The 22,759-nt window shown below is 35.9% G+C and carries 25 protein-coding genes and 2 tRNA genes; 1 reads left to right on the forward strand and 26 read right to left on the reverse strand.

The features are described from left to right. Position 1: 1 nt before the first annotated feature. From rplN to ACZ5SO_RS12260, 26 genes are all read right to left on the reverse strand, one after another. Entirely contained in the window at positions 2 to 367 is a 366-nt protein-coding gene (rplN, locus tag ACZ5SO_RS12135) for a 50S ribosomal protein L14 (protein ID WP_464624934.1), read from the reverse strand. A gap of 15 nt (positions 368 to 382) precedes the next feature. Then, positions 383 to 634 carry a 30S ribosomal protein S17 gene (gene rpsQ, locus ACZ5SO_RS12140; protein WP_464624936.1) on the reverse strand — a complete coding sequence of 84 codons (252 nt, stop codon included), beginning with the start codon at positions 632 to 634 and terminating at the stop codon, positions 383 to 385. A 16-nt stretch (positions 635 to 650) separates the two neighbouring features. Beyond that, positions 651 to 857, reverse strand: coding sequence for a 50S ribosomal protein L29 (rpmC, locus tag ACZ5SO_RS12145; protein ID WP_464624937.1), 207 nt, complete (start codon positions 855 to 857; stop codon positions 651 to 653). Between the two features lies 1 nt (position 858). Continuing rightward, complete coding sequence (rplP, locus tag ACZ5SO_RS12150) at positions 859 to 1,275, reverse strand: 50S ribosomal protein L16 (RefSeq protein ID WP_464624938.1); 417 nt, start codon at positions 1,273 to 1,275, stop codon at positions 859 to 861. Beyond that, positions 1,275 to 1,967: a 30S ribosomal protein S3 gene (gene rpsC / locus ACZ5SO_RS12155; protein WP_464624939.1), complete on the reverse strand. Its 693-nt coding sequence runs from the start codon at positions 1,965 to 1,967 to the stop codon at positions 1,275 to 1,277. Before rpsC ends, rplP begins: the two co-directional genes overlap by 1 nt. Then, positions 1,968 to 2,330 carry a 50S ribosomal protein L22 gene (rplV, locus tag ACZ5SO_RS12160; RefSeq protein ID WP_464624941.1) on the reverse strand — a complete coding sequence of 121 codons (363 nt, stop codon included), beginning with the start codon at positions 2,328 to 2,330 and terminating at the stop codon, positions 1,968 to 1,970. Positions 2,331 to 2,333: 3 nt separating this feature from the next. Beyond that, positions 2,334 to 2,612, reverse strand: a complete 279-nt coding sequence (gene rpsS / locus ACZ5SO_RS12165; protein ID WP_464624942.1) for a 30S ribosomal protein S19 — start codon at positions 2,610 to 2,612, stop codon at positions 2,334 to 2,336. Positions 2,613 to 2,621: 9 nt separating this feature from the next. Next, positions 2,622 to 3,446, reverse strand: coding sequence for a 50S ribosomal protein L2 (rplB, locus tag ACZ5SO_RS12170; protein WP_464624944.1), 825 nt, complete (start codon positions 3,444 to 3,446; stop codon positions 2,622 to 2,624). 14 nt (positions 3,447 to 3,460) lie between these two features. Continuing rightward, complete coding sequence (gene rplW, locus ACZ5SO_RS12175; protein ID WP_464624946.1) at positions 3,461 to 3,763, reverse strand: 50S ribosomal protein L23; 303 nt, start codon at positions 3,761 to 3,763, stop codon at positions 3,461 to 3,463. A 13-nt stretch (positions 3,764 to 3,776) separates the two neighbouring features. Next, the gene (gene rplD, locus ACZ5SO_RS12180; RefSeq protein ID WP_464624948.1) at positions 3,777 to 4,406 is read right to left on the reverse strand and encodes a 50S ribosomal protein L4; all 630 of its coding nucleotides are present in this window, start codon (positions 4,404 to 4,406) and stop codon (positions 3,777 to 3,779) included. A gap of 14 nt (positions 4,407 to 4,420) precedes the next feature. Then, complete coding sequence (rplC, locus tag ACZ5SO_RS12185; protein ID WP_464624949.1) at positions 4,421 to 5,041, reverse strand: 50S ribosomal protein L3; 621 nt, start codon at positions 5,039 to 5,041, stop codon at positions 4,421 to 4,423. Between the two features lie 16 nt (positions 5,042 to 5,057). Beyond that, on the reverse strand, positions 5,058 to 5,366 hold the full coding sequence (rpsJ, locus tag ACZ5SO_RS12190; protein WP_464624951.1) for a 30S ribosomal protein S10: 309 nt from the start codon (positions 5,364 to 5,366) through the stop codon (positions 5,058 to 5,060). 65 nt (positions 5,367 to 5,431) lie between these two features. Next, positions 5,432 to 6,622 carry an elongation factor Tu gene (gene tuf / locus ACZ5SO_RS12195; RefSeq protein WP_464624953.1) on the reverse strand — a complete coding sequence of 397 codons (1,191 nt, stop codon included), beginning with the start codon at positions 6,620 to 6,622 and terminating at the stop codon, positions 5,432 to 5,434. Positions 6,623 to 7,228: 606 nt separating this feature from the next. Continuing rightward, complete coding sequence (gene rpsG / locus ACZ5SO_RS12200; RefSeq protein ID WP_464624955.1) at positions 7,229 to 7,699, reverse strand: 30S ribosomal protein S7; 471 nt, start codon at positions 7,697 to 7,699, stop codon at positions 7,229 to 7,231. A 12-nt stretch (positions 7,700 to 7,711) separates the two neighbouring features. Further along, complete coding sequence (gene rpsL, locus ACZ5SO_RS12205) at positions 7,712 to 8,086, reverse strand: 30S ribosomal protein S12 (RefSeq protein ID WP_464624957.1); 375 nt, start codon at positions 8,084 to 8,086, stop codon at positions 7,712 to 7,714. 187 nt (positions 8,087 to 8,273) lie between these two features. Further along, complete coding sequence (gene rpoC / locus ACZ5SO_RS12210) at positions 8,274 to 12,551, reverse strand: DNA-directed RNA polymerase subunit beta' (protein ID WP_464624959.1); 4,278 nt, start codon at positions 12,549 to 12,551, stop codon at positions 8,274 to 8,276. Positions 12,552 to 12,567: 16 nt separating this feature from the next. Continuing rightward, a complete protein-coding gene (rpoB, locus tag ACZ5SO_RS12215) occupies positions 12,568 to 16,131 on the reverse strand; it encodes a DNA-directed RNA polymerase subunit beta (RefSeq protein ID WP_464627849.1) in 3,564 nt (1,187 codons plus the stop codon). A gap of 179 nt (positions 16,132 to 16,310) precedes the next feature. After that, positions 16,311 to 16,694, reverse strand: coding sequence for a 50S ribosomal protein L7/L12 (gene rplL / locus ACZ5SO_RS12220; RefSeq protein WP_464624961.1), 384 nt, complete (start codon positions 16,692 to 16,694; stop codon positions 16,311 to 16,313). Positions 16,695 to 16,760: 66 nt separating this feature from the next. Beyond that, the gene (gene rplJ, locus ACZ5SO_RS12225; RefSeq protein ID WP_464624963.1) at positions 16,761 to 17,288 is read right to left on the reverse strand and encodes a 50S ribosomal protein L10; all 528 of its coding nucleotides are present in this window, start codon (positions 17,286 to 17,288) and stop codon (positions 16,761 to 16,763) included. A 12-nt stretch (positions 17,289 to 17,300) separates the two neighbouring features. Then, positions 17,301 to 17,987 (reverse strand): 50S ribosomal protein L1, encoded by a 687-nt coding sequence (gene rplA / locus ACZ5SO_RS12230; RefSeq protein WP_464624964.1) that lies wholly within the window; start codon positions 17,985 to 17,987, stop codon positions 17,301 to 17,303. Position 17,988: 1 nt separating this feature from the next. Next, positions 17,989 to 18,420, reverse strand: coding sequence for a 50S ribosomal protein L11 (gene rplK / locus ACZ5SO_RS12235; RefSeq protein ID WP_464624966.1), 432 nt, complete (start codon positions 18,418 to 18,420; stop codon positions 17,989 to 17,991). 209 nt (positions 18,421 to 18,629) lie between these two features. After that, a complete protein-coding gene (nusG, locus tag ACZ5SO_RS12240) occupies positions 18,630 to 19,193 on the reverse strand; it encodes a transcription termination/antitermination protein NusG (RefSeq protein WP_464624968.1) in 564 nt (187 codons plus the stop codon). Positions 19,194 to 19,206: 13 nt separating this feature from the next. After that, positions 19,207 to 19,386 (reverse strand): preprotein translocase subunit SecE, encoded by a 180-nt coding sequence (gene secE / locus ACZ5SO_RS12245; RefSeq protein WP_464624970.1) that lies wholly within the window; start codon positions 19,384 to 19,386, stop codon positions 19,207 to 19,209. A gap of 184 nt (positions 19,387 to 19,570) precedes the next feature. Beyond that, a tRNA-Trp gene (locus ACZ5SO_RS12250) sits at positions 19,571 to 19,644 on the reverse strand. 31 nt (positions 19,645 to 19,675) lie between these two features. Beyond that, positions 19,676 to 19,855 carry a 50S ribosomal protein L33 gene (gene rpmG, locus ACZ5SO_RS12255; RefSeq protein WP_464624972.1) on the reverse strand — a complete coding sequence of 60 codons (180 nt, stop codon included), beginning with the start codon at positions 19,853 to 19,855 and terminating at the stop codon, positions 19,676 to 19,678. Between the two features lie 56 nt (positions 19,856 to 19,911). Further along, a tRNA-Thr gene (locus ACZ5SO_RS12260) sits at positions 19,912 to 19,983 on the reverse strand. 222 nt (positions 19,984 to 20,205) lie between these two features. Between ACZ5SO_RS12260 and ACZ5SO_RS12265 the strand changes: the two genes are divergently transcribed. Further along, positions 20,206 to 22,719: a glycogen/starch/alpha-glucan phosphorylase gene (locus ACZ5SO_RS12265; protein WP_464624974.1), complete on the forward strand. Its 2,514-nt coding sequence runs from the start codon at positions 20,206 to 20,208 to the stop codon at positions 22,717 to 22,719. The last annotated feature ends 40 nt before the right edge of the window (positions 22,720 to 22,759 follow it).

The raw sequence follows: 22,759 nt of genomic DNA on the forward strand, positions 1-22,759 counted from the left end.
CCTACAACACTTCCGGTGCGAGTGAAACAATCTTCATATAACCATTACGTAGCTCACGAGCTACTGGTCCAAAGATTCTTTTACCGCGTGGGTTATTGTTGGCATCAATAATAACACATGCGTTATCATCGAACCTGATATAGGTACCGTCAGGTCTACGGTATTCCTTCTTAGTGCGTACTACAACAGCTTTCAAAACAGCGCCTTTTTTAATTGCACCATTTGGAAGAGCGTTCTTTACTGCAACTACCACAATATCACCAACACTGGCTACGTATCTATGGCTACCACCTAAAACTTTGATAACTTGAACACGTTTTGCGCCACTATTGTCAGCAACATTTAAATAACTCTGCATTTGTACCATGACGTATCTCCTTGCTTAACGAGCACGCTCGACGACTTGAGTTAAGCGCCAGCACTTGTCTTTGCTATAATGACGACATTCAACAACACGTACAGTATCGCCAATGTGAGCATCATTTCTTTCGTCATGGGCCTTAACTTTCTTAGTCTTGGTCACATACTTTTTATACAAAGGATGAAGGCTTCTTGTGTGAATGGCTACAACAATAGTTTTATCCATTTTATCACTAACAACCTTTCCTGTAAAAGTTTTTTTACTTACTTCCATCTACCTCGAGCCTCTCTTAATTAGCGGATGTGCGAATGCCTAAGGCATACTCGTGGATAAGAGTGTTAAGGCGAGCAATTTGTCTCTTAACATTTCTAATTGCTAGAGGGTTTTCAACATGACCTAGAACCCTATCCATACGAATGTCTAAATATTCTTTACGAAGCTCATCACGCTTAGCGATCATTTCTTCTAATGTTAGATCTTTGAATGAATTCTTCATGTTATTCTACCTCTCTTCTAACTACAATCTTTGTTTTGATTGGCAATTTATGAGCTGCAAGTGAAAGTGCTTCACGTGCTAGTTCTTCACTAACGCCAGCCATCTCAAACATCATAGTACCTTGCTTAACAACTGCTACCCAACCTTCTGGGTTACCCTTACCATTACCTTGTCTAGTTTCAGCGGGTTTCTTTGTATAAGGCATGTCAGGGAAAATCCTGATCCATACTTTACCACCACGCTTAATATGACGAGTCATCGCAATACGAGCAGCTTCAATTTGGCGGTTGGTTATCCATTTTGGCTCTAATGCCATTAAACCAAACTCACCAAATGCAATGGTATTACCACGGTGAGCAACACCATCCATGGTGCCTCTTTGCTTTTTTCTATGAATGATTCTTTTAGGACTAAGCATTAATTAACTCCTTTAGAAGGTTTCTTAACCAAACCACCTGCGTCATTCTTTTTAGCATGTTCGTAGATTTCACCATTGAACACCCAAACTTTAATACCAATAGCACCAAAGGTTGTGCGAGCTGTTGCTACACCATAATCAATGTCAGAACGTAATGTGTGTAATGGTACTCTACCTTCTTTCATCCATTCAGTTCTTGCAATTTCAGCTCCACCAAGACGACCAGAACATTTAATCTTAACGCCTTGTACTCCACTTTGCATTGCTTTAGAAACAGCCATTTTCATAGCTCTTCTGAAAGAACCACGTGAAGCTAATTGCTTTGCTACATTTTGTGCAATTAATTGTGCATTGCCTTCAGGTTTCTTGATTTCTTTAATCTTGATTTGAACCTTCTTGGTTGAAAGTTTTTGTAAACGAGCGCCTAACTTTTCAACATTAGAACCCTTAGAACCAATAATGATACCTGGGCGACTTGTTGTAATTACTATAGTAACACGTTGTGGTTTACGGATGATTTCAACATCTGCAATTTCAGCACCTTGTACTTCTGGACAGTCTACCAAAGTTTTACGTAATAGTAAATCTTCATGCAATGTATCTGCATATTCTTTTGAATCTACATACCATTTTGACTTCCAAGTTTTGTTGACTCCTAGACGGAGTCCAATTGGATTAACTTTTTGTCCCATTTATTCCCCCAAGTTTGCTTTTTCGTCAACAACGACTGTAATATGAGACATTCTCTTGAGTAGAATATCACGTCTTCCATGGGATCTTGGCCATACGCGTTTCATGCGAGGACCTTCGTCTACCATCAACTGTGTAACATATAATGAATCTTCATCAATTTTACTGTTAACATTCATAGCATTGGCACCAGCACTCTGCAATACCTTAAGAAGTAGTCTTGCACCCTTTTGAGGCATAGCCTCTAGGATTGCAACTGCTTCAGTATAAGGCTTTCTCCTAACTAAGTTTGCTACTGGGCGAACTTTTGTTGGAGAAATCATAAGATACTTTGCGACTGCTCTATAGCCTGTGTAATTTTTCATATCTTACCTACCCTTCTTTTTATCAGAGGCAGCATGGCCACGGAATAGTCTAGTAGGTGCAAACTCACCGAGTTTGTGACCAACTAAGTTTTCTGTTACATAAACTGGAATCCATGTCTTTCCGTTATATACGGAAATTGTGAAACCAACCATTTCTGGGATGATCGTAGAAGCGCGGGAATACGTCTTGATCATCGCATTACTACCAGACTTGCTAGCTTCTGTAACTCTTTTTAAAAGCTTCTTTTCAATAAAAGGGCCTTTTTTGATTGATCTTGCCACTTTATACTCCTACTTTCGCTTCTTAACGATGAACTTACTTGAAGGTTTTTTCTTAGAACGAGTCTTTCCACCCTTGGTTGGTTTACCCCAAGGAGTTACTGGATGACGACCGCCATTAGTTTTACCTTCACCACCACCATGTGGATGATCTACTGGGTTCATAACAACACCACGAACTTTTGGACGTCTTCCAAGATGGCGAGATTTACCAGCTTTACCTAAGTTTACGTTCATGTGATCTTCATTACCTAATTGACCGATTGTTGCATAGCATTCTGCAAATACTAAACGCATTTCACCAGAAGGTAATTTTACGGTTACATAGTCTCCGTTTTTAGCAACAATAGTTGCACCCAAACCAGCACTACGTACTAATTGTCCACCACGTCCAAGTGTTAATTCTATATTGAAAATTTGAACACCTAATGGAATATTCTTCATAGGAAGAGCATTACCAATAGTTAATGGAGCTTCAGGACCACTAATAACTTTAGTACCAACTTCTAATCCTTTAGGAGCTAGCATGTAACGTTTTTCACCGTCAGCATAGAATACTAAAGCAATATTTGCTGTTCTATTTGGATCATATTCGATGGTTTTTACAATACCAGGAATACCAATTTTATTACGCTTAAAGTCAACAATACGATAAGCGCGTTTATGCCCACCACCTCTTCGGCGTACACTAATACGACCATGACTATCACGACCAGCTTTTTTGTTTAAGCTAGTTGTAAGTGATTTCTCTGGCTTATTTGTGGTCAAGTCGTCAAAGACTAAAGTAGTCTTCTGACGAAGAGCGGGAGTATTGGGCTTATAAGATTTAAGAGCCATTTTCCAAATTCTCCTTATACGCCTTCGATGGCTTGGATGCTTTCACCCTTAGCCAAAGTCACGACAGCCTTTTTCCAGTTACCAGTGTTACCTTTTATAGCTCCACCTTTGCCTCTAGAAAATTTAGGCTTACCTTTTACGATCATAACATTACATTTTGTAACTGTCACTTTAAATAATTCAGCTACAGCAGATTCAACATCGAACTTATTAGCACGAGTGTTAATCTTAAATGTATACTTCTTACATTCACCTTCACGAGCGGCATTTGATTTTTCGCTCAATACTGGTGCAATGATTACTTCATCTGCTCTCATTTCATTGATCCCCTTATCTGTCGCCGTAGAAGCTATTCAAGTTCGAAGCGGCTGTTTCCAATACAAGAATCTTTCTAGCGTAAAGAAGTTCTTTAGCTGAGAGTTTATTGAAGGAAAGAACATGTAAATATGGGATGTTTCTTGCTGCTCTACGCAACATTTTATCATCATCCTTCAATATAAGTGTTGTTCTTTTTTCGTCACACTTGAAGTTCTTCAATATGGCAGCGAGGTCTTTGGTTTTGCCGTTTTCACTTGTAAAATCTTCAACTACTACTAAACGTTCATCTTGAACACCTTTAGAAAGAAGACTTCTCATAGCTAAACGCTTCATCTTCTTAGGTAATTGATAACTATAATCACGAGGTTTAGGTCCGAATATTGTACCACCACCTACATGTACAGGAGACTTTTTATCACCAAAACGTGCATTACCAGTTCCCTTCTGCTTGAAAGGCTTAGTATTGCTGTAATTGACCTCAGCACGGGTCTTGGTGCTTGCTGTACCAACACGGCGATTAGCAAGCTCATTATTTACGGCATAATAAATGCTTCCGTCACTAACTTCACAATTAAATACTCTTTCATTTAATTCGATAGTTTTAACTTCGCTGCCGTTTGTAGAAAAGACTTTATATTCCATAATCTATCTCGCACCTACTTCTTAATCGCTTTTTTAACGATGACAACGCTTTGAGCGGGACCAGGAATTGCACCTTTAACCATTAGTACCTGCATGTTTTCATCTACACGAATCACTTTTAGATTCTGAACTGTTGTCTTTTCACCACCCATACGTCCAGCCATATTACGGCCTTTAAATGTACGTGAAGGTGTAGCTGACATTGCGGTACCACCGATATCTCTGTGGAATTTTGAACCGTGTGTTGCACGTCCACCTGAGAAACCGTGGCGCTTCATACCACCAGCGAATCCCTTACCTTTTGAGGTACCTGTTACGTCAACGAATGTAGCATCTTTAAAGATATCTACACCTAATTCGTCGCCAACTTTTACTTCCTTTTCATATCCGCGGAACTCTTGTACATTTTGCTTTGGTGCACATGTATCTTTGAATTGTCCAGCGTAAGGTTTAGTAATGGTGCTCTTCTTCTTGTCAACAGAACCTAAAACTGCAGCTTCATAGCCGTTCTTTTCTTTAGTTCTTTGACCGATGACAACATTGCCCTCAAACTTTATAACAGTCACAGGAGTGAGTCTGCCGTCAGCATCAAACACCTGTGTCATTCCAACTTTTTTGCCGATAAGCCCTAACATTTCTTACCTCACCTCTTTACTGCTTAATCTCTACATCTACACCGGCTGGGAGCTCAAGCTTCATTAGCGCATCCATAACCTTAGATGTGGGATCTAAAATGTCAATCAAACGCTTATGAGTTCTCATTTCAAACTGCTCACGGGACTTTTTATTGACATGGGGCGATTTCAGGACAGTGTACTTGTTGATACGAGTTGGGAGAGGTACCGGACCTGAAACTTTTGCTCCGGCCTTTACTACTGTCTGAACGATTGCTTTTGAGCTTTGTTCTACAAGCTCAACATCAAAACCTCTCAATCTGACTCGAATTCTTTCTTTAGCCATTATTCCTCCAAAAAACGGGTCTTGTCAGTAAGTATTTCTACCGACAAGACATTCGCTGATAAGAATTATTCGATAATTTCTGTAACTTGTCCAGAAGCAACTGTTCTACCACCTTCACGAATAGCGAAGCGTAGACCTTTATCCATAGCAACTGGGTGAATTAATTCAACTGTGAAAGAAGTATTATCACCAGGTAGTACCATTTGTTTGTCTTCAGGTAATTCTACAGTTCCAGTAATATCGGTTGTTCTAAAGTAGAATTGTGGGCGATAGCCACTAAAGAATGGTTTATGACGTCCGCCTTCTTCTTTATTTAATACATAAACAGTACCAATAAATTTACTGTGTGGAGTAATTGATTTAGGAGCTGCTAGAACTTGTCCACGAACAACTTCTTTCTTATCGATACCACGTAATAGTGCACCAATGTTATCACCAGCTTGACCTTCATCTAATAATTTGTTGAACATTTCAACACCAGTACATACTGTGTCTTTTGTTTCTTTAATACCAACGATTGAAACTTGGTCATTAACATGAACAACACCACGTTCAACACGTCCTGTTACAACTGTTCCACGACCTGAGATTGAGAAAATATCTTCAATAGGCATAAGGAAAGGTTTATCAACAGCTCTATCTGGTAGAGGGATATATTCATCCATTGCAGCTAATAAATCTTCGATACATTGAGTTTTTTCAGGATCATCAGGATTGTTTAATGCTTCAAAAGCTGAACCACAGATAATTGGACAATTTTCACCGTCAAAACCGTTTTCAGTTAGAAGATCTCTCATTTCTTCTTCAACTAATTCGATTAAGTCTGGATCGTCAACTTGGTCAGTTTTGTTAACAAAAACAATAATTGAAGGAACACCAACTTGGCGAGCAAGTAAGATATGTTCTTTTGTTTGAGCCATTGCACCGTCTGTTGCAGCAACTACAATAATTGCTCCGTCCATTTGTGCTGCACCAGTAATCATGTTCTTGATGTAGTCAGCGTGACCAGGACAGTCAACGTGTGCATAGTGTCTGTTGTCAGATTGGTATTCAACGTGACGAGTATTGATAGTAATACCGCGAGCTTGCTCTTCTGGAGCATTATCGATTGCATCGTAAGCTAGAGCTTTGTCACCAAACTTTCTAGCACAGTGCATTGTAATTGCTGCGGTGAGGGTAGTCTTACCGTGGTCAACGTGACCAATAGTACCAACATTAACGTGAGGCTTAGTTCTCTCAAACTTCTGTTTAGCCATCTCTTTCCTCCTTGTGCCGTTTATTACCGGTCACAAAAAAATTAATATGCACCTATAAAGGTAATTATATCCTTCATAGTTTATGAGACAAACTAATATTCATCTATATAGGAAAAAGAGGGTTTCCAGAGGTCGACATTTACTTAGATAAAGGCCGACATAGCTTAAGTTTGAAAAAAAACTTTAGTTCTGGAACCATCAATTATCTTATATAGACAATCGTTTGGCTCGCAATCACAGATGGGGACTCAAGTCACCACAAATGTGAACCTTTGTTAATATATAAAAAACACAACTTATTGTCAACACCTAATATAGTGTATTTTTTCATATATCAATGATAATTAAATATTTAACAAATAAAGACTTATTATAAGTGATGATTCATCATTTTAATCGGTTATTTGCCATCTAGCAAAAGCTAATTAAATATTTTTTGCAATAAAATAACTTTTACTTAAGCTTTCAATATATAATAATTAAGAATAGTTATATCTCATTGTCTATTAACTATAGAATTATATTACTAAAAATTAAAGCAAACGCGTAGCAAAAAAAATAACAAGCAACAAAATTGCTGCTTGTTGTATTTGATTTTTTTTGAAATTACCATCTGAAATGAGTAAAAGCTTTGTTTGCCTCTGCCATTCTGTGGGTATCTTCTTTCTTTTTGAAAGCTGAACCTGTGTTTGAAAAAGCATCTAATAGTTCACTAGATAATTTTTCGCCCATAGAACAACCGTTACGAGATCTTGCTGCTGAGATTAACCATCTCATTGCTAAAGCTTCACTTCTAACTGCGTTGATTTCTACTGGTACTTGGTAAGTTGAACCACCTACACGACGAGATTTAACTTCAACGACAGGTTTTACATTTTCGATTGCTTTTAAGAAAACATCTAATGCTTTTTCGTTTGACTTTTTCTCAACTGTTTCTAATGCTGTATAAACAATTTTTGTGCTAACGGATTTTTTACCATCAACCATTAAATGGCGGATAAATTTTTCAACAATTACGCTACCATATTTTGCATCTGGTAAAATTTCACGTTTTGTAGCTGCCTTTCTTCTTGACATATCTTACTCCCCTTAAGCCTTTGGCTTTTTAGCGCCGTACTTAGAGCGACTTCTCTTACGATCTGCAACACCAAGAGTATCCTTAGCACCACGGACGATATGATAACGTACACCAGGAAGGTCCTTTACTCTACCACCACGTAGTAAAACTACAGAGTGTTCTTGTAGATTGTGACCAATTCCAGGGATATAAGCAGTTACTTCAATTCCATTTGACAAACGAACACGAGCTACCTTTCTAAGTGCAGAGTTTGGTTTTTTAGGAGTTACAGTCATAACTCTGGTACAAACACCACGCTTTTGAGGGCAACTTTCAAGAGCAGGAGATTTAGTCTTGTTAACTTGACTTTTTCTCCCTTTTCTAATTAGCTGATTAATAGTAGGCATCTTCTAGATACACTCCCTTTTTTAATTCGCGATCCACTCAATTCTCACTTTTGGGGATCTATACTCTTCTTACAGAGAAAAATATTTCCAACAAAAAGTAGTCAGCATGAATACATCTATGTTTTAACTAATAGACTCTACATAAGGACATTATGCCAACAGGCACAACATCCTTATAAAATATCTATTAAACATTAGTTGTATCAACTACTTTTTTTAAATTACCATTTTCTTCAATGCCCATCTCAGCTGCCATACTTTCACGTCGTTTGGCAACTTGTTGTTGCTCTGCTTCTTGAGCGTTCAACAAAAGAGCTTCGTCTTCGAGCTTGACATTCCTATATCTCTTCATACCTGTTCCAGCTGGAATCAAGTGTCCGATAACTACGTTTTCTTTCAAGCCTCTTAACTCGTCTGTTTTACCAGCAATTGCGCTTTCTGTCAAGACCTTAGTAGTCTCTTGGAAAGATGCAGCTGATAAGAATGACTCGATTGAAAGAGCTGCTCTTGTGATACCAAGTAATAATGGTTTTGCTACAGCAGGTTGTCCACCTTCTCTAACTACCCTTTGGTTTTCACTGTGGAAACGATGTTTATCTACTTGTTGTCCATGAACTAAATCAGTATCACCGGCAGATACAACTTCTACTTTCTTAAGCATTTGTCTAACAATAACACCTAAGTGCTTATCGTTAATATCTACACCTTGCATTCTATAAACAGCTTGAACTTCATCAACTAAGAAAGATTGTAGCGCATTTTCACCCTTAATATTTAGGATATCATGTGGATCAATTGCTCCGTCACATAATCTCTCACCAGCTTCAACTGTATCACCATCTCTTACAAGTAAGTGTTTATTCATTGGAATGACATGTTTGTAACTCTTATCGTAAGCATCTCTTACTCTAACAATAATCTTACCTTTTGTAACATTACCAATTTCTACAACACCAGAAACTTGTGCTAATACAGCAATTACTTTTGGTCTTCTTGCTTCGAACAATTCACCAACACGTGGTAGACCACCAGTAATATCAGCAGTTTTAGTTCCACTCTTAATAATCTTAGCGATAATTTCACCAACAGTAATATGTTGATTATCTTCACAAGTCAAATAAGTACCACCTGGAAGTTGATAATTTACCAATACTTCACCTGCACCATTTGGAAGACTTGTAATAGTTATTCTTGGTTGTAAATGTTCAAGTTTATGTTCAGTAATTCTTCTTTGGATATTACCAGTTTCAGAATTCTTTTCTTCAACCATGGTTGAACCAGCTGTAATATCAACAAAATGTACATAACCTGTATACTCACTAATGAATGGTTCACTGAATGGGTCAAAGGAAGCAATTGTTTTTTCTGCTGGGATATAACTGTTTATTTCAACATATCTTTCTAGCTCTGAACCAGTTTTAATAACTGCTTTTTGAGTTTTTCCAACAACAAGTACTTTATTATCAAGTATCTTGATTATACCATTTTGAGAACTAGTTACAATTTCTTCAGGATTTTCTTTCTTCGTATATAAAGGTGTACCTTTTGCAATTGCATCACCTTCTTTAACTAATAATTTAGAATATGATCCTTTTTCAATCTCAAATACAACAACTTCATAGTGTAAGAAACCTTTTCTTGAGAAGACTTTAATACCATCTATTTCTCTTGTAACATGATGACCTTCAATTGATGTAATAATAATAGGATTCTTGAATGAAATTGTATTATCTTCACTTGAAGTAGATGCAGTACCACCAACGTGGAATGTTCTCATGGTCAATTGTGTACCAGGTTGTCCAATAGATTGTGCAGCAATTGTTCCAACTGCTTCACCAATTTCAACAGATCTATTTGTTGCAAGGTTTCTACCATAACATTTTCTACAAACACCATGTTTAGCTTCACAAGTTAATACAGTTCTTAAGAACACTCTCTCAATTCCAGCTTCTTCAACTTTCTGAGCTACTTCTTCATCTATTTCAACATTTGCAGGAGCAATAATTTCTCCAGTAAATGGATGGTGAACATCTTCAACTGGGCAACGGCCTACTATTCTAGAACTCAAAGCCTCAACTAAATCATCCCCATCTTTAAGTGCTTCAATCCAAATACCATTGATTGTATGACAATCTTCTTCATTAACAACAACATCTTGAGAGATATCTACTAGACGACGTGTTAAATAACCAGCCTCAGCAGTCTTAAGTGCTGTATCAGATAAACCTTTACGAGCTCCGTTTGTTGAAATAAAGAATTCAATGATTGAAAGACCTTCTTTAAAGTTTGATTTAATTGGGAACTCAATAACATCACCTGTTGGTTTTGCCATCAATCCACGCATACCACCTAACTGTCTGATCTGAGTTTTACTACCACGAGCACCAGAGTCAGCCATTAAGAATAATGGGTTAAATCCGTTTTGACTTTCTTTTAAGTCCTTCATTAATTCATCTGCTAATCTTTCGTTAGCATCTGTCCAAACCTCAATTACACGGTTATATCTTTCTTCAGAAGAAATACTTGCAAGTACACTGTATTGCTTTTTAATCTCTGCATGCTTTTCAGTTGCTTCTTTCATTATTTCAGCTTTTGCATCTGGAATAATCATATCTGAAAGACCAATTGTTGCACCAAAGACTGTTGCAAATTTAAATCCAATATCTTTTACTGCATCTAATAATTGAACAGCTACAGAGTTTTTCTTTTGAGCAATTGTATTTCCAATTAATTTTTTAAGCTCTTTATCACCTAAACATAAGTTTTGGAATTCAATTCCTTCTGGTAATACTGAATTGAAGATAACTCTACCAGGAGTTGTCTCAATTTTCTCACCATTAGGTAATCTATATAAAATTCTTGCATTATAAGATAAAATACCACTATCAATAGCTAATTCGATTTCACTTAAACTATCATAGTAATGGCCAGCTCCCTTAGCACCTTTCATCTCTCTTGTTAAATAGTTAACACCAAGAACCATATCCTGTGATGGGAATACAATTGGTTTACCATTTGCTGGGTCAAGTAGGTTTGTAGCACTTAACATAAGTGTCCAACATTCTAATTGAGCAGCTTGTGTTAATGGAACGTGTACAGCCATTTGGTCACCGTCAAAGTCAGCATTAAATGCGTGACATACTAGAGGGTGAAGTTTAATTGCTTTACCATCAACCAAAACAGGTTCGAATGCTTGAATACCTAATCTATGAAGAGTCGGTGCACGGTTAAGCATAACTGGGTGTTCACTAACTACATCATCAAGGATTGACCATACTTCATCAGTTTCTTGTTCAACTAAATTCTTAGCTTTCTTAATGTTATAAACAACACCTTTTTGAACAAGTTTTTTCATAATGAATGGTTTATAAAGTTCAAGTGCCATTTTTGAAGGTAGACCACATTGATGGATTCTCAATTCTGGTCCAACAACAATAACAGAACGACCTGAGTAGTCTACACGTTTACCAAGTAGGTTTTGTCTAAATCTACCTTGTTTACCTTTTAGCATATCTGAAAGAGATTTAAGAGGTCTATTGTTTGCACCACGAACAACACGTTTTCTCTTCGTATTGTCAAATAGAGCATCAACAGCTTCTTGTAACATTCTCTTCTCATTTCTAATAATAATATCAGGAGCATGTAACTGAATTAAGCGTGATAAACGATTATTTCTGTTAATTAAACGTCTATATAAGTCATTTAAATCAGAAGTTGCAAAACGTCCACCATCAAGTTGTACCATTGGACGTAAATCTGGTGGGATTACAGGAATTACTGTTAAAATCATCCACTCAGGCTTGTTTTCTGAATTTCTAAAGCTTTCACAAACTTCAATTCTTTTATATAGATGTTTATCTATTTTGCCTTCTTTAGCTCTCATTTCTTCACGAAGTTCGTAGCTTAATTTGTCTAAATCTAAATTAGCTAGAATCTCACGAATAGCTTCTGCTCCCATGCCAGCACGGAAAACTTCACCATATTGCTCAAGAGCATCATAGTATTCATCTTCACTTAAAATTTGTTTTTCTTTAAGGTCTGTTTCACCAGGAGAAATAACAATATATTTTTCGTAATATAAAACACTTTGTAAGTTAGCTCTTGATATATCAAGTAATAAACTCATACGAGAAGGAACTGATCTGTAGTACCAAATATGAGCTACGGGAGAAGCTAATGTAATGTGTCCCATTCTTTCACGACGAACTTTTACATTTGTAACTTCAACACCACAGCGGTCACAAACTACTCCCTTATAACGAATAGATTTGAATTTACCACAGTAGCATTCCCACTCTTTTGTAGTACCAAATATTTTTTCACAAAACAGACCATCCCTCTCAGGACGCAAAGTACGGTAATTGATAGTTTCTGGTTTCTTAACTTCACCATAAGACCAAGCTTTTATTTGTTCAGGTGAGGCTAATTTAATTCTAACACTATCGAAATCTTGAATTTCTTTCATTCCGTTATACTCCTGATTAGTTTAGAGGTGTTTTCTCTTTCTTAGCGATGAGCTCTTCATCCCTTTCGGTTAGAGGAACTTGTCTACCCTTATTGTCGTAGACGGACATATCTAATGCTAGACCACGAATTTCTTGAACAAGTACGTTAAATGCTTCAGGCATTCCTGCAGCAGTTGAAGGTTCACCCTTAACAATACTTTCATAAATCTTTACACGGCCTGTCATATCATCACTCTTAATTGTTAGCAATTCTTGAAGAGTATTTGCAGCTCCATATGCTTCTAATGCCCAAACTTCCATTTCTCCCAATCTTTGACCACCAAATTGTGCTTTACCACCAAGAGGTTGTTGAGTTACTAAGGAATAAGGTCCAGTAGCACGAGCATGCATCTTATCGTCAACTAAGTGATGCAATTTTAGATAATAAATGTAACCACAGAATACTGGATTTACAAATTGTACACCTGTTCTACCATCATATAAAACCTGTTTACTATCTTTAGGTAAACCTGCTTCAATCATTTTTGCCTCAATTTGTTCCATAGAGGCACTTTGGAAAACAGGAGATGAATACCATTCATCTAGAGCTACAGCAGCCCAACCTAATTGAGTTTCCATAAGCTGACCGATGTTCATACGAGATGGAACACCTAGAGGGTTAAGACAAACATCTAAAGTTGTTCCGTCAGCCATAAATGGCATATCTTCTTCAGGTAATATTCTTGAAACAACACCCTTATTTCCGTGACGACCTGCCATTTTATCACCTTGTCTTAACTTTCTCTTTGTTGCAACAAGGACTTTAACAGATTCTTCAACACCAGGAGGTAGTTCATCATTATTTGCTTTTGTTAAACGCTGTACATCTATAACAGTACCAGATGTTCCGTGTGGAACTTTCAATGAAGAGTCTCTAACTTCTTTAGCTTTTTCTCCAAAAATAGAATTCAATAATTTAAATTCAGGAGTTGTATCTCCTTCACTTTTAGGAGTTACTTTACCAACTAAAATAGAGCCAGGTGTTACATAAGTACCAATTCTTACAATACCATCTTCATCTAATTGTTCTAGCATTTTTTCACTTGTGTTAGGGATGTCTGCAGTAAGTTTTTCTGGGCCTAATTTTGTTTCTCTAACATCAATTGTATATTCTTTTATGTGAATAGATGTGAAGATATCTTCTCTTACAACTTTCTCACTTATTAAAACAGCATCTTCGTAGTTATAACCATTCCATGGTACGAATCCAACTAAGATATTTCTTCCGAGTGCTAATTGTCCTCTATCTGTTGCAGGGCCATCAGCTAAAACTTCACCAGCTTCAACGTGTTGACCTTTATCAACTAAAGGTTTTTGGTTCATACATGTATCTTGGTTGGTTCTTGAGAATTTTTGAACCTCATATACATCTACAATGCCATCAATATCTACTTCATCTGGTTTGATTATAATCTTTGTTGATGATACATAATCAACTACACCACTTCTCTTAGCCTTGATTAATACTCCAGAGTCGTATGCAGCCTTTTCTTCCATACCTGTACCTACACGAGGTGTTTCAGGAAAGAGTAAAGGAACAGCTTGACGTTGCATGTTTGATCCCATAAGAGCTCTGTTTGCATCGTCATGTTCTAGGAATGGGATTAGTGAAGAAGCTACAGAAATAACCTGTTTAGGACTTACATCCATATACTTAATTTCTTTAGCACTCTTTGTTGAATAATCTCCACTCTTTCTTACAGGAATCTCTTCTTCTAAGAAGTTACCATTTTCATCAATTTTAGCAGATGCTTGTGCTATATAATATTTTTCTTCATCGTTTGCATCTAAATATCTATATTGTTTTGATGCAACACCATCAATTACTTTTCTATATGGGGTTTCTAAGAAACCATATTTATTAATTCTTGTATAGTTTGCAAGAGAAAGAATAAGACCAATGTTTGGACCTTCAGGTGTTTCAATAGGACACATCCTACCATAGTGAGTATAGTGTACGTCACGAACTTGGAAACCTGCACGATCTCTTGATAGACCACCAGGTCCTAAAGCTGTCAACCTTCTCTTATGTGTTAACTCAGCTAATGGATTAACTTGGTCCATAAATTGAGAGAGCTGTGATGAACCAAAAAATTCTTTAATAGCGGCAACTATAGGCTTAATTGATATTAAGTCTTGAGGTCTAACACTATCATTTTCAAGGTTCATTCTATCTTTAGCAATTCGTTCCATTCTTGAGAATGCACTCTTAAGAGCGTTTTGTAATAATTCACCAACACAACGTATACGTCTATTTCCTAAATTATCAATATCATCAATATGGTACTTTTTCTTATCTTGATTGCTATATACTTTAATTAAATAATCCATTGTATTAACAATATCTTGTGGTGTTAATACTGTATTAGATGTATCTTCTTCTTCATCATCATCATTCAAAGTGCCAAATTTTTTGTTGAATTTGTAACGACCAACTGCACCTAAATCATAACGACGAGGAGACATAAACAAGTTAGGAAGATCTTTTTCAGCTCTTTCTACAGCAATCATTTCACCAGGTTGTAAAACATTATAAATTGTAGATAAAACAGCTTCCTTAGTAGGTTCTCCGTTTTCATCCAATGGGAATTTAGAGTTCTGTTCATTCTCTAAACAGTTTAAGATCATTGGATTTTTTAATGTATCATCAGATTCTAAATCAACGATATCAAGTTTTGTGATTTTATAAACTTTTAATAATTCTTCTATTTCATGGGGGTTAAGCATAGATCCAGCAGTTAAGAAAATCTTCTTACATTTGTCTCCATTTTCGTCAACGGAATCTACCCAAATGTCTTTTGCTATATATCTGGAATCTAAATAATCAACAACTTCTGGATCATTTTTTAATTCTACTTCATTAATCTTGTAGAATTTCTCTATGATTGCCTCACGAGTATTTATACCAATGGCTCTAAGGAATAGAGTGGCTAAAATCCTTTTCTTTCTATCGATTTTTGCATATATAAGTTTCTTTTTATCATCAATTTCAAACTCTAACCATGCACCACGATAAGGAATGATTCTAGAGGAATAAATTTCTTTATCGGTTTTTTCATAAGAAAAAATAACACCTGGAGATCTGTGAATTTGAGAAACTACTACACGCTCAGCACCATTGATAATAAATGTGCCACGGTCTGTCATCACAGGGATATCACCAAAGAAAATTTCTTTTTCTCTGATTTCACCATCAGGAAGTTCTAAACTTATTGTTGCTTTTATAGGAACGCTATAAGTACGACCTTTCTTTTTACATTGTGATTCAGTTAATTTTTGGTTTTCGAAGTCAATAACATAATTATTGTATACCAAACGCATTTCTCCGTTTGGGCTTTCAATAGGGAATGTGTTTTGGAATACTTCTTCCAACCCTGAAGGATTATTTTTGTCAACTACTGCATTTTGCTTACAATGATTATATTGTAAAAAACGTTCATAAGAATCTAACTGGACACCAATTAGGTTTGGTAGTTCACAAACTTCATAAAATTCAGAACCGATGTATGTGCGTTTTATGGATTTGCCTGAGGCACCCATCATCTACCCTCCACGTCAAAGATCTAAGATAAACTTAGTCGGTGTATTACACCTATCTCCCCTCACGGGGAATGAAAAGACACGTTTAGCCACCATGGTAGGTGGCATTTTGCCTTTATTCAAAAATAAGGCCAAAAAAAACAAAGCCTGACCCGGAGCCCCGGGCCTGGCAAAAGTTCTTATTCAGCAGCAACAAGTTCAACTGTTGCACCAGCTTCTTCAAGTTGTTTCTTAAGAGTTTCAGCATCTTCTTTGCTAACTGCTTCTTTAACAGTTTGGTTACCAGCTTCAACCATAGTTTTAGCTTCTTTAAGACCAAGACCTGTAATAGCACGAACTGCTTTAATACAAGCAATTTTCTTTTTAGCGTCAGCTTCTTTCAATATTACATTGAATTCAGTTGGTTCTTCAGCAGCTTCAGCACCAGCTGCAGCAGCAGGACCAGCAGCAACTGCAGCAGCAGCTGTTACACCAAATTTTTCTTCCATCATTGAGATTAATTCTGATACCTCAAGAACACTCATGTTTGCGATTGATTCTAAAATTTCTTCTTTAGTAGCCATATTATCTTCTCCTTAAATTATATTCTTCACAACAATAGCAGGTTACGCGTGAAGACTAATGTTGTGTTAATTTGCTTCAGCTTGAGCAGTGCCTTCGCTGTTTTTTTCTACATATGCAAGCAATGTTGCTGCAAGTTTTTGAACTGGTGCTCTCATAGTACCCATCAATGAAGATAATAATTCAAGTCTACCAGGTAATTTACTAAATGCTTCAATTTCTTCAGCGCTAAATAATTTGTCATCAATTTTTGCACATTTTACAACCATTGGTGCGCCATTATCTTTAGCTTTGAATACAGCTTTAGCAATTTCATTTGCGCTATCACCTTTTGATAAAGCAACAGCTGTTGGGCCAACAAATACGCTTTCGTCAATTTCGATACCTAAATCTCTCATTGCTAACTTAGCAAATCTGTTTTTTACAACGCGATATGCACCTTCATTAGTCAATAATTCTTTACGTAAAGCAGTAATTTGTTCTACAGTCATTCCTCTATAATCAGTGAATATAAATCCACTATATTGTTGGAACTCATCTCTTAATTCTTTTACAGCATTTTCTTTAGCTGGAGTAATGCGTGTTTTATAATCCATTGCAACTTCCTCCTAGTTTGCCATGAAGTCTTTTGCCGACACATGAACACCAGGGCCCATTGTTGAGGACAATGCTAAAGAAAGAACGAAATCGCCCTTTGCATCAGCAGGCTTCTTACGAATGATTTCCTTAAGAGCTGTTTGTGCATTTTCACAAACTTTCTCAGGATCCATGCTTACATGACCAACTGCTAAGTGAACTACACCAGTCTTATCAGAACGGAATTCTACACGACCTTTTTGTAATTCAGCTAAAGCACCCTTGATATCAAAAGTTACAGTTTGAGTCTTAGGGTTTGGCATTAAGCCTCTTCTACCAAGAATAGGACCTAAACGACCAACATCTTTCATCATATCAGGAGTTGCAACTGCAACATCAAAGTCTAACCATCCGCCACGAATCTTGTCGATTAAGTCTATATCACCAACATAAGTTGCGCCAGCATCTTTAGCTTCTTGAACTTTGTCGCCTTTACAGAAAACAAGAACGCGTTTTTGTGCACCAAATTGATGTGGTAAAACACAGGTATCACGAACTGATTGGCTTTTCTTTAATGCTAATTTAACAGACAATTCAACAGTTTCATCGAATTTTGCGAATGCAATTTCTTTGACTAATTGAGAAGCTTCACTAAATGTATATAGTTTTTCACTATCTACTTTCTTAGCTGCTTCAAGATATTTCTTTCCGTGCTTCATATTAGTCCTCCACCTCTACGCCCATACTTCTGCAAGTACCAGCAACGATTTTCTTCGCAGCTTCGATATCATTTGCATTCAAATCAGGCATTTTTACTTTTGCGATCTCTTCTAGCTGAGCATTTGTGATTTTTCCTACTTTATTAGTATGAGGAATACCACTACCTTTAGAAAGACCTAAAGCCTTTTTAATAAGTACTGCTGCAGGTGGAGTCTTTAAAATAAATGTAAAGCTCCTATCAGAGTAGACTGTAATAATAACAGGAAGTGTAAGTCCAGGTTCATAAGACTTAGTCTTATCGTTGAACTGCTGAACAAATTGTGGGGCACTAACGCCATGAGGACCTAACGCTGGACCAATTGGTGGTGCAGGTGTAGCCTTTTGGGCAGGACACTGTAACTTAATTACAGCTGTAACCTTTTTCTTTGCCATAGTTTTTCTCCTTACGTAGCTGAGCTTGGTCTGAGCTGACCGAAATTCGAGCTCCTACGCTGGTTATAACGCCTGTCATACGATCAGGCTCCCACCTTTTCAAATGTTTTACCAAATGAAGAGGAGTGTAAACGAAACAATTCATTTTATAAAAAAACGATATTTCATAAACTGCAAAATAGTTTATAATAATTCATTAAACAAGTAGTTTACTTTACAAATTTTTCTACTTGTTCAAAAGTTAATTCTACTGGGGTAGATCGACCAAAAATACCAACACTAACAGTAATCTTGTTCTTCTCTAAATTAACTTTTTCAATTTCACCAGAGAATGTATCAAATGGACCATCAATAATCCTAACTGTTTCTCCGACTGAGAAGTTTTGACGAGGTTTAAAGACTTTATCTGCAGGGAGTTCACCGGTCTTTCTAAAAATTTGTTTTACTTCTTCAGGATGTAATGGTTTAGGCTTAGCTCTTTCTGACGAAGTCAAAAAGCCTGTAACACCTTGAATTCTTTTAATTTCACCACACCATTTGGCCCAAGAATTATCTGGTAAATCTAGTTCAACAAGAATATATCCAGGAAGGATTTTTTTCTTTACTTCTTTCTCTTTATCATTTTTTACTTCAATGACAGTTTCAAAAGGAACTTTTACCTCAGAACAAACATTTGCAAAATCAAGATTATTTTCTCTTAATTTATTTATTGTTCTCTCAATCTTTTGCTCATACCCTGTGTAAGTATTTACTACATACCAACCTTTAGCCATAACCCGTCCTACTTTAGAATAATAGATATAAACCTTGAAGTAACAAATAATCAACAAGACCTAAAATTGCTGCAAAAATAACAACAGAAATCAGTACAACACGAGTTGAAATTACAACTTGCTCTCTTGTAGGCCATACAACTTTTGAAAGTTCTTGACGAGATTCTTTAAAAAATTTTACTATTTTACTCATATCTTCTCCCTAGAATATCCTAGATACAAATACCTAAAATTTTAATGAAAGCTTCATTTAGGCGTCTCTAGAGCACCTTTACCCGTGAGAATAAACACATCTAATAAGTATGCTTAAATCCCAGCAAAATGGTTTTACTGAGATTTTAACGCTATTCACCATAAAAATCAATACGAGAAGCCAACAGGTCAGGTAGGATTCGAACCTACAACACCCGGTTTTGGAGACCAGTGCTCTAGCCATTGGAGCTACTGACCTGTTCGCTTCTCGATTAACTTAAGGAATTAGACTATTTAATTTTTGCTTCTTTGTGCAAGGTGTGCTTGCGTTCAAATGGACAATATTTATTAAGCTCTAATTTGCCTGGTGTATTACGGCGATTTTTTTGTGTTGTATAATTCTTATTATTACATGAAGTACACTTTAAAGCTATCTTCTCAACAGGTCCTTTTTTCTTACTGTTTGCCATATTCCTTACTCCTTAGCAAGTTGCATTTTTCAATGCTTTAAGGTTTTTATTCTTATAGCCCTCAAGCAGATTTGAACTGCTGACCCCCACCTTACCAAGGTGGTGCTCTACCACTGAGCTATAAGGGCAAAATCATTGCCATCACATATGAAAAAACCAATACATGCGAAACTCAACATATCAAACACAATTCGTTTTGTCAACCGATTTTAAGTTTTAATTTCACTTTTTTTATTAATATTTCAATAATATTTTCTTAAATTAAGCCTAACTAGATATCTATCTTGTAACTATATAATCTTTGTTATATTTTATTTATATAATAACAAATTCCTTTAAAGGAGAATTAGATGGCAACAATACAGAAGACACGTTTTGGAAGAACTGCTAATGACATAGTTCAAGATTACGCTGAACATCTAAAATATACATTAGATGCTGACATCTTCCACAACACCAAAGAAGGGCTATATCACGCCCTAGCCTTATCAATTATGGACAGAATTGTTCATCAACTACATGCAAGTCGTGAAACCCAAAGGAAAAAAGATGTAAAAAGAGTTTATTACTTATCCTTAGAATTTCTAATGGGTAGAGCGATGACAAACAATATCATTAACTTAGGTATTGAAAAAGAAGTTAAACAAGCATTAAAAGAACTTGGCAAAAACTTTGAAGAACTACAAGACCAAGAACCTGATGCAGGACTTGGAAATGGCGGTCTTGGAAGATTAGCCGCTTGTTTCTTAGATTCTTTAGCTACTTTAGAAATTCCTGCTTTTGGCTATGGTATTAGATATAATTACGGAATTTTTAAACAACAAATTAAAGATGGATGGCAAGAAGAATATCCTGACAGTTGGTTAAAGAACGGAAATCCTTGGGAAATTCCAAGACAAGATTTAAAATTCCCTGTTAGATTCGGCGGTAGAGTAAATATTATCAACGAAAATGGAAAAGATATTTTTAAATGGGTAGATGGTGAAATTGTAACAGGAATGGCTTATGATATGCCAATTGTAGGTTACGGGTGTAAAACAGTTAACACTCTACGACTTTGGAGTGCTAAAGCTGCTGAAGATTTTAACTTCCAAGAATTTAATGATGGTGATTACACCGAAGCTGTTAGAGCAAAAATTACTGCTGAAAATATCTCCCAAGTTCTATATCCAAATGATACAGGCTATATGGGTAAAGAACTTCGACTTAAACAACAATACTTTTTTGTATCTTGTTCTTTACAAGATATTATTAGAAGATTTAAGCAAAAACCTAGTCATAAATGGTCAGATTTCCACAATCTAGCTGCAATACAATTAAATGACACCCACCCTTCTTTAGCTATTCCTGAATTAATGAGACTTCTTATAGATGTTGAAGGCTTAAGTTGGGATCAAGCTTGGGAAATAACTGAAAATACTTTTGGATACACAAACCATACGCTAATGCCTGAAGCTTTAGAAAAATGGTCACTTCCAATGTTAGAAAAATTACTTCCAAGACATGTTCAAATTATTTTTGAAATCAATCATAGATTCTTACAAAAAGCTGCAGCATTCTTCCCGCTTAAACCATATATGTTAAGTAAAGTTAGTATAATTGAAGAATCAAATCCTAAAATGGTTAGAATGGCAAACCTTTCAATTATTGGATCTCACAGCACCAATGGTGTTGCTCAACTTCATAGCCAACTTTTAAAAACTAACATGTTCCCTGAATTTAATTTAATCTTCCCAGAAAAATTCAATAACAAAACTAATGGAATTACTCAAAGAAGATGGTTGTTAGATTCAAACCCAGAATTATCTAAATTAATAAACAGTGCAATTGGTGATGATTGGATTTTAGATTATTCTAAAATTAAAAACTTAGCTCCTTTTGCTGAAGATAAAGCATTTGTTGAAGATTTTGCTAAAATTAAAAATAGATGTAAAATTCAAGCAGCAAACTTTTTGAAAAAAGATGCTAACTTAATTATTGATCCAAACACTATGATTGATACTCAAGTAAAAAGAATTCATGAGTATAAAAGACAACTTCTAAATGCTATGAACATTTTATTAATTTATACAAAGCTTAAAAATAATCAAATTAATAAAGCTGACATGCATCCAATTACTTTCTTATTTGGAGGAAAAGCTGCTCCAGGTTATGTTAATGCTAAATTGATAATCAAATTTATTAATAATATAGCTAAAACAATTAATAGTGACCCCGCTGTAAATGATGTCCTCAAAGTATTCTTTATGCCTAACTACAGAGTATCAATGGCTGAAAAGATTATTCCTGCAACTAACCTTAGCGAACAAATTTCCACAGCTGGAACCGAAGCTTCCGGTACAGGAAATATGAAATTTATGGCTAACGGTGCTTTAACTATTGGAACTTTGGATGGAGCAAATATAGAAATGGCAGAGGAAGTTGGAAAAGAAAATATGTTCATCTTTGGTAATACTGAAGAGGAAATTGCAAATTTAGCAAGTACATATAATCCTTATGATTACATTTTAAATAATGAATCAATTAAAAATATTATCGATTTAGTTACTAGCGGATATTTCAACATTGGAGAACCTCATATCTTCGATAGATTAACTAAGTCTCTTTTAGAAGACGGTGATAAATATTTCTTATTTGCTGATTTGGATTTGTATAGCGTAGCCCATACAAAAGCTAGGGACTTATACAAAAACAATCAACAAGAATGGAATAAGAAAGCTATTTTAAATATTGCAGCATCTGCGAAATTCTCTTCAGATAGAACAATATTAGAATATGCTAATGATATTTGGAAAATTAAACCTTGCCCTGTAAAAAAAGCTGCTCAAATAGAAACAGCTGTTGAAAATGCTAAGAAAATTTAATTTACTCAATTTCATAATTATCTTACAAAGTGGTTTGTCT

Source organism: Pleomorphochaeta naphthae, assembly GCF_055396005.1.

What these genes read in the sequence shown, in the direction of transcription:
- rplN (WP_464624934.1), bottom strand. Translation starts at nt 367, where the DNA reads ATGGTACAAATGCAGAGTTATTTAAATGTTGCTGACAATAGTGGCGCA.
- rpsQ (WP_464624936.1), bottom strand. Translation starts at nt 634, where the DNA reads ATGGAAGTAAGTAAAAAAACTTTTACAGGAAAGGTTGTTAGTGATAAA.
- rpmC (WP_464624937.1), bottom strand. Translation starts at nt 857, where the DNA reads ATGAAGAATTCATTCAAAGATCTAACATTAGAAGAAATGATCGCTAAG.
- rplP (WP_464624938.1), bottom strand. Translation starts at nt 1,275, where the DNA reads ATGCTTAGTCCTAAAAGAATCATTCATAGAAAAAAGCAAAGAGGCACC.
- rpsC (WP_464624939.1), bottom strand. Translation starts at nt 1,967, where the DNA reads ATGGGACAAAAAGTTAATCCAATTGGACTCCGTCTAGGAGTCAACAAA.
- rplV (WP_464624941.1), bottom strand. Translation starts at nt 2,330, where the DNA reads ATGAAAAATTACACAGGCTATAGAGCAGTCGCAAAGTATCTTATGATT.
- rplB (WP_464624944.1), bottom strand. Translation starts at nt 3,446, where the DNA reads ATGGCTCTTAAATCTTATAAGCCCAATACTCCCGCTCTTCGTCAGAAG.
- rplW (WP_464624946.1), bottom strand. Translation starts at nt 3,763, where the DNA reads ATGAGAGCAGATGAAGTAATCATTGCACCAGTATTGAGCGAAAAATCA.
- rplD (WP_464624948.1), bottom strand. Translation starts at nt 4,406, where the DNA reads ATGGAATATAAAGTCTTTTCTACAAACGGCAGCGAAGTTAAAACTATC.
- rplC (WP_464624949.1), bottom strand. Translation starts at nt 5,041, where the DNA reads ATGTTAGGGCTTATCGGCAAAAAAGTTGGAATGACACAGGTGTTTGAT.
- rpsJ (WP_464624951.1), bottom strand. Translation starts at nt 5,366, where the DNA reads ATGGCTAAAGAAAGAATTCGAGTCAGATTGAGAGGTTTTGATGTTGAG.
- tuf (WP_464624953.1), bottom strand. Translation starts at nt 6,622, where the DNA reads ATGGCTAAACAGAAGTTTGAGAGAACTAAGCCTCACGTTAATGTTGGT.
- rpsG (WP_464624955.1), bottom strand. Translation starts at nt 7,699, where the DNA reads ATGTCAAGAAGAAAGGCAGCTACAAAACGTGAAATTTTACCAGATGCA.
- rpsL (WP_464624957.1), bottom strand. Translation starts at nt 8,086, where the DNA reads ATGCCTACTATTAATCAGCTAATTAGAAAAGGGAGAAAAAGTCAAGTT.
- rpoC (WP_464624959.1), bottom strand. Translation starts at nt 12,551, where the DNA reads ATGAAAGAAATTCAAGATTTCGATAGTGTTAGAATTAAATTAGCCTCA.
- rpoB (WP_464627849.1), bottom strand. Translation starts at nt 16,131, where the DNA reads ATGGGTGCCTCAGGCAAATCCATAAAACGCACATACATCGGTTCTGAA.
- rplL (WP_464624961.1), bottom strand. Translation starts at nt 16,694, where the DNA reads ATGGCTACTAAAGAAGAAATTTTAGAATCAATCGCAAACATGAGTGTT.
- rplJ (WP_464624963.1), bottom strand. Translation starts at nt 17,288, where the DNA reads ATGGATTATAAAACACGCATTACTCCAGCTAAAGAAAATGCTGTAAAA.
- rplA (WP_464624964.1), bottom strand. Translation starts at nt 17,987, where the DNA reads ATGAAGCACGGAAAGAAATATCTTGAAGCAGCTAAGAAAGTAGATAGT.
- rplK (WP_464624966.1), bottom strand. Translation starts at nt 18,420, where the DNA reads ATGGCAAAGAAAAAGGTTACAGCTGTAATTAAGTTACAGTGTCCTGCC.
- nusG (WP_464624968.1), bottom strand. Translation starts at nt 19,193, where the DNA reads ATGGCTAAAGGTTGGTATGTAGTAAATACTTACACAGGGTATGAGCAA.
- secE (WP_464624970.1), bottom strand. Translation starts at nt 19,386, where the DNA reads ATGAGTAAAATAGTAAAATTTTTTAAAGAATCTCGTCAAGAACTTTCA.
- rpmG (WP_464624972.1), bottom strand. Translation starts at nt 19,855, where the DNA reads ATGGCAAACAGTAAGAAAAAAGGACCTGTTGAGAAGATAGCTTTAAAG.
- ACZ5SO_RS12265 (WP_464624974.1), top strand. Translation starts at nt 20,206, where the DNA reads ATGGCAACAATACAGAAGACACGTTTTGGAAGAACTGCTAATGACATA.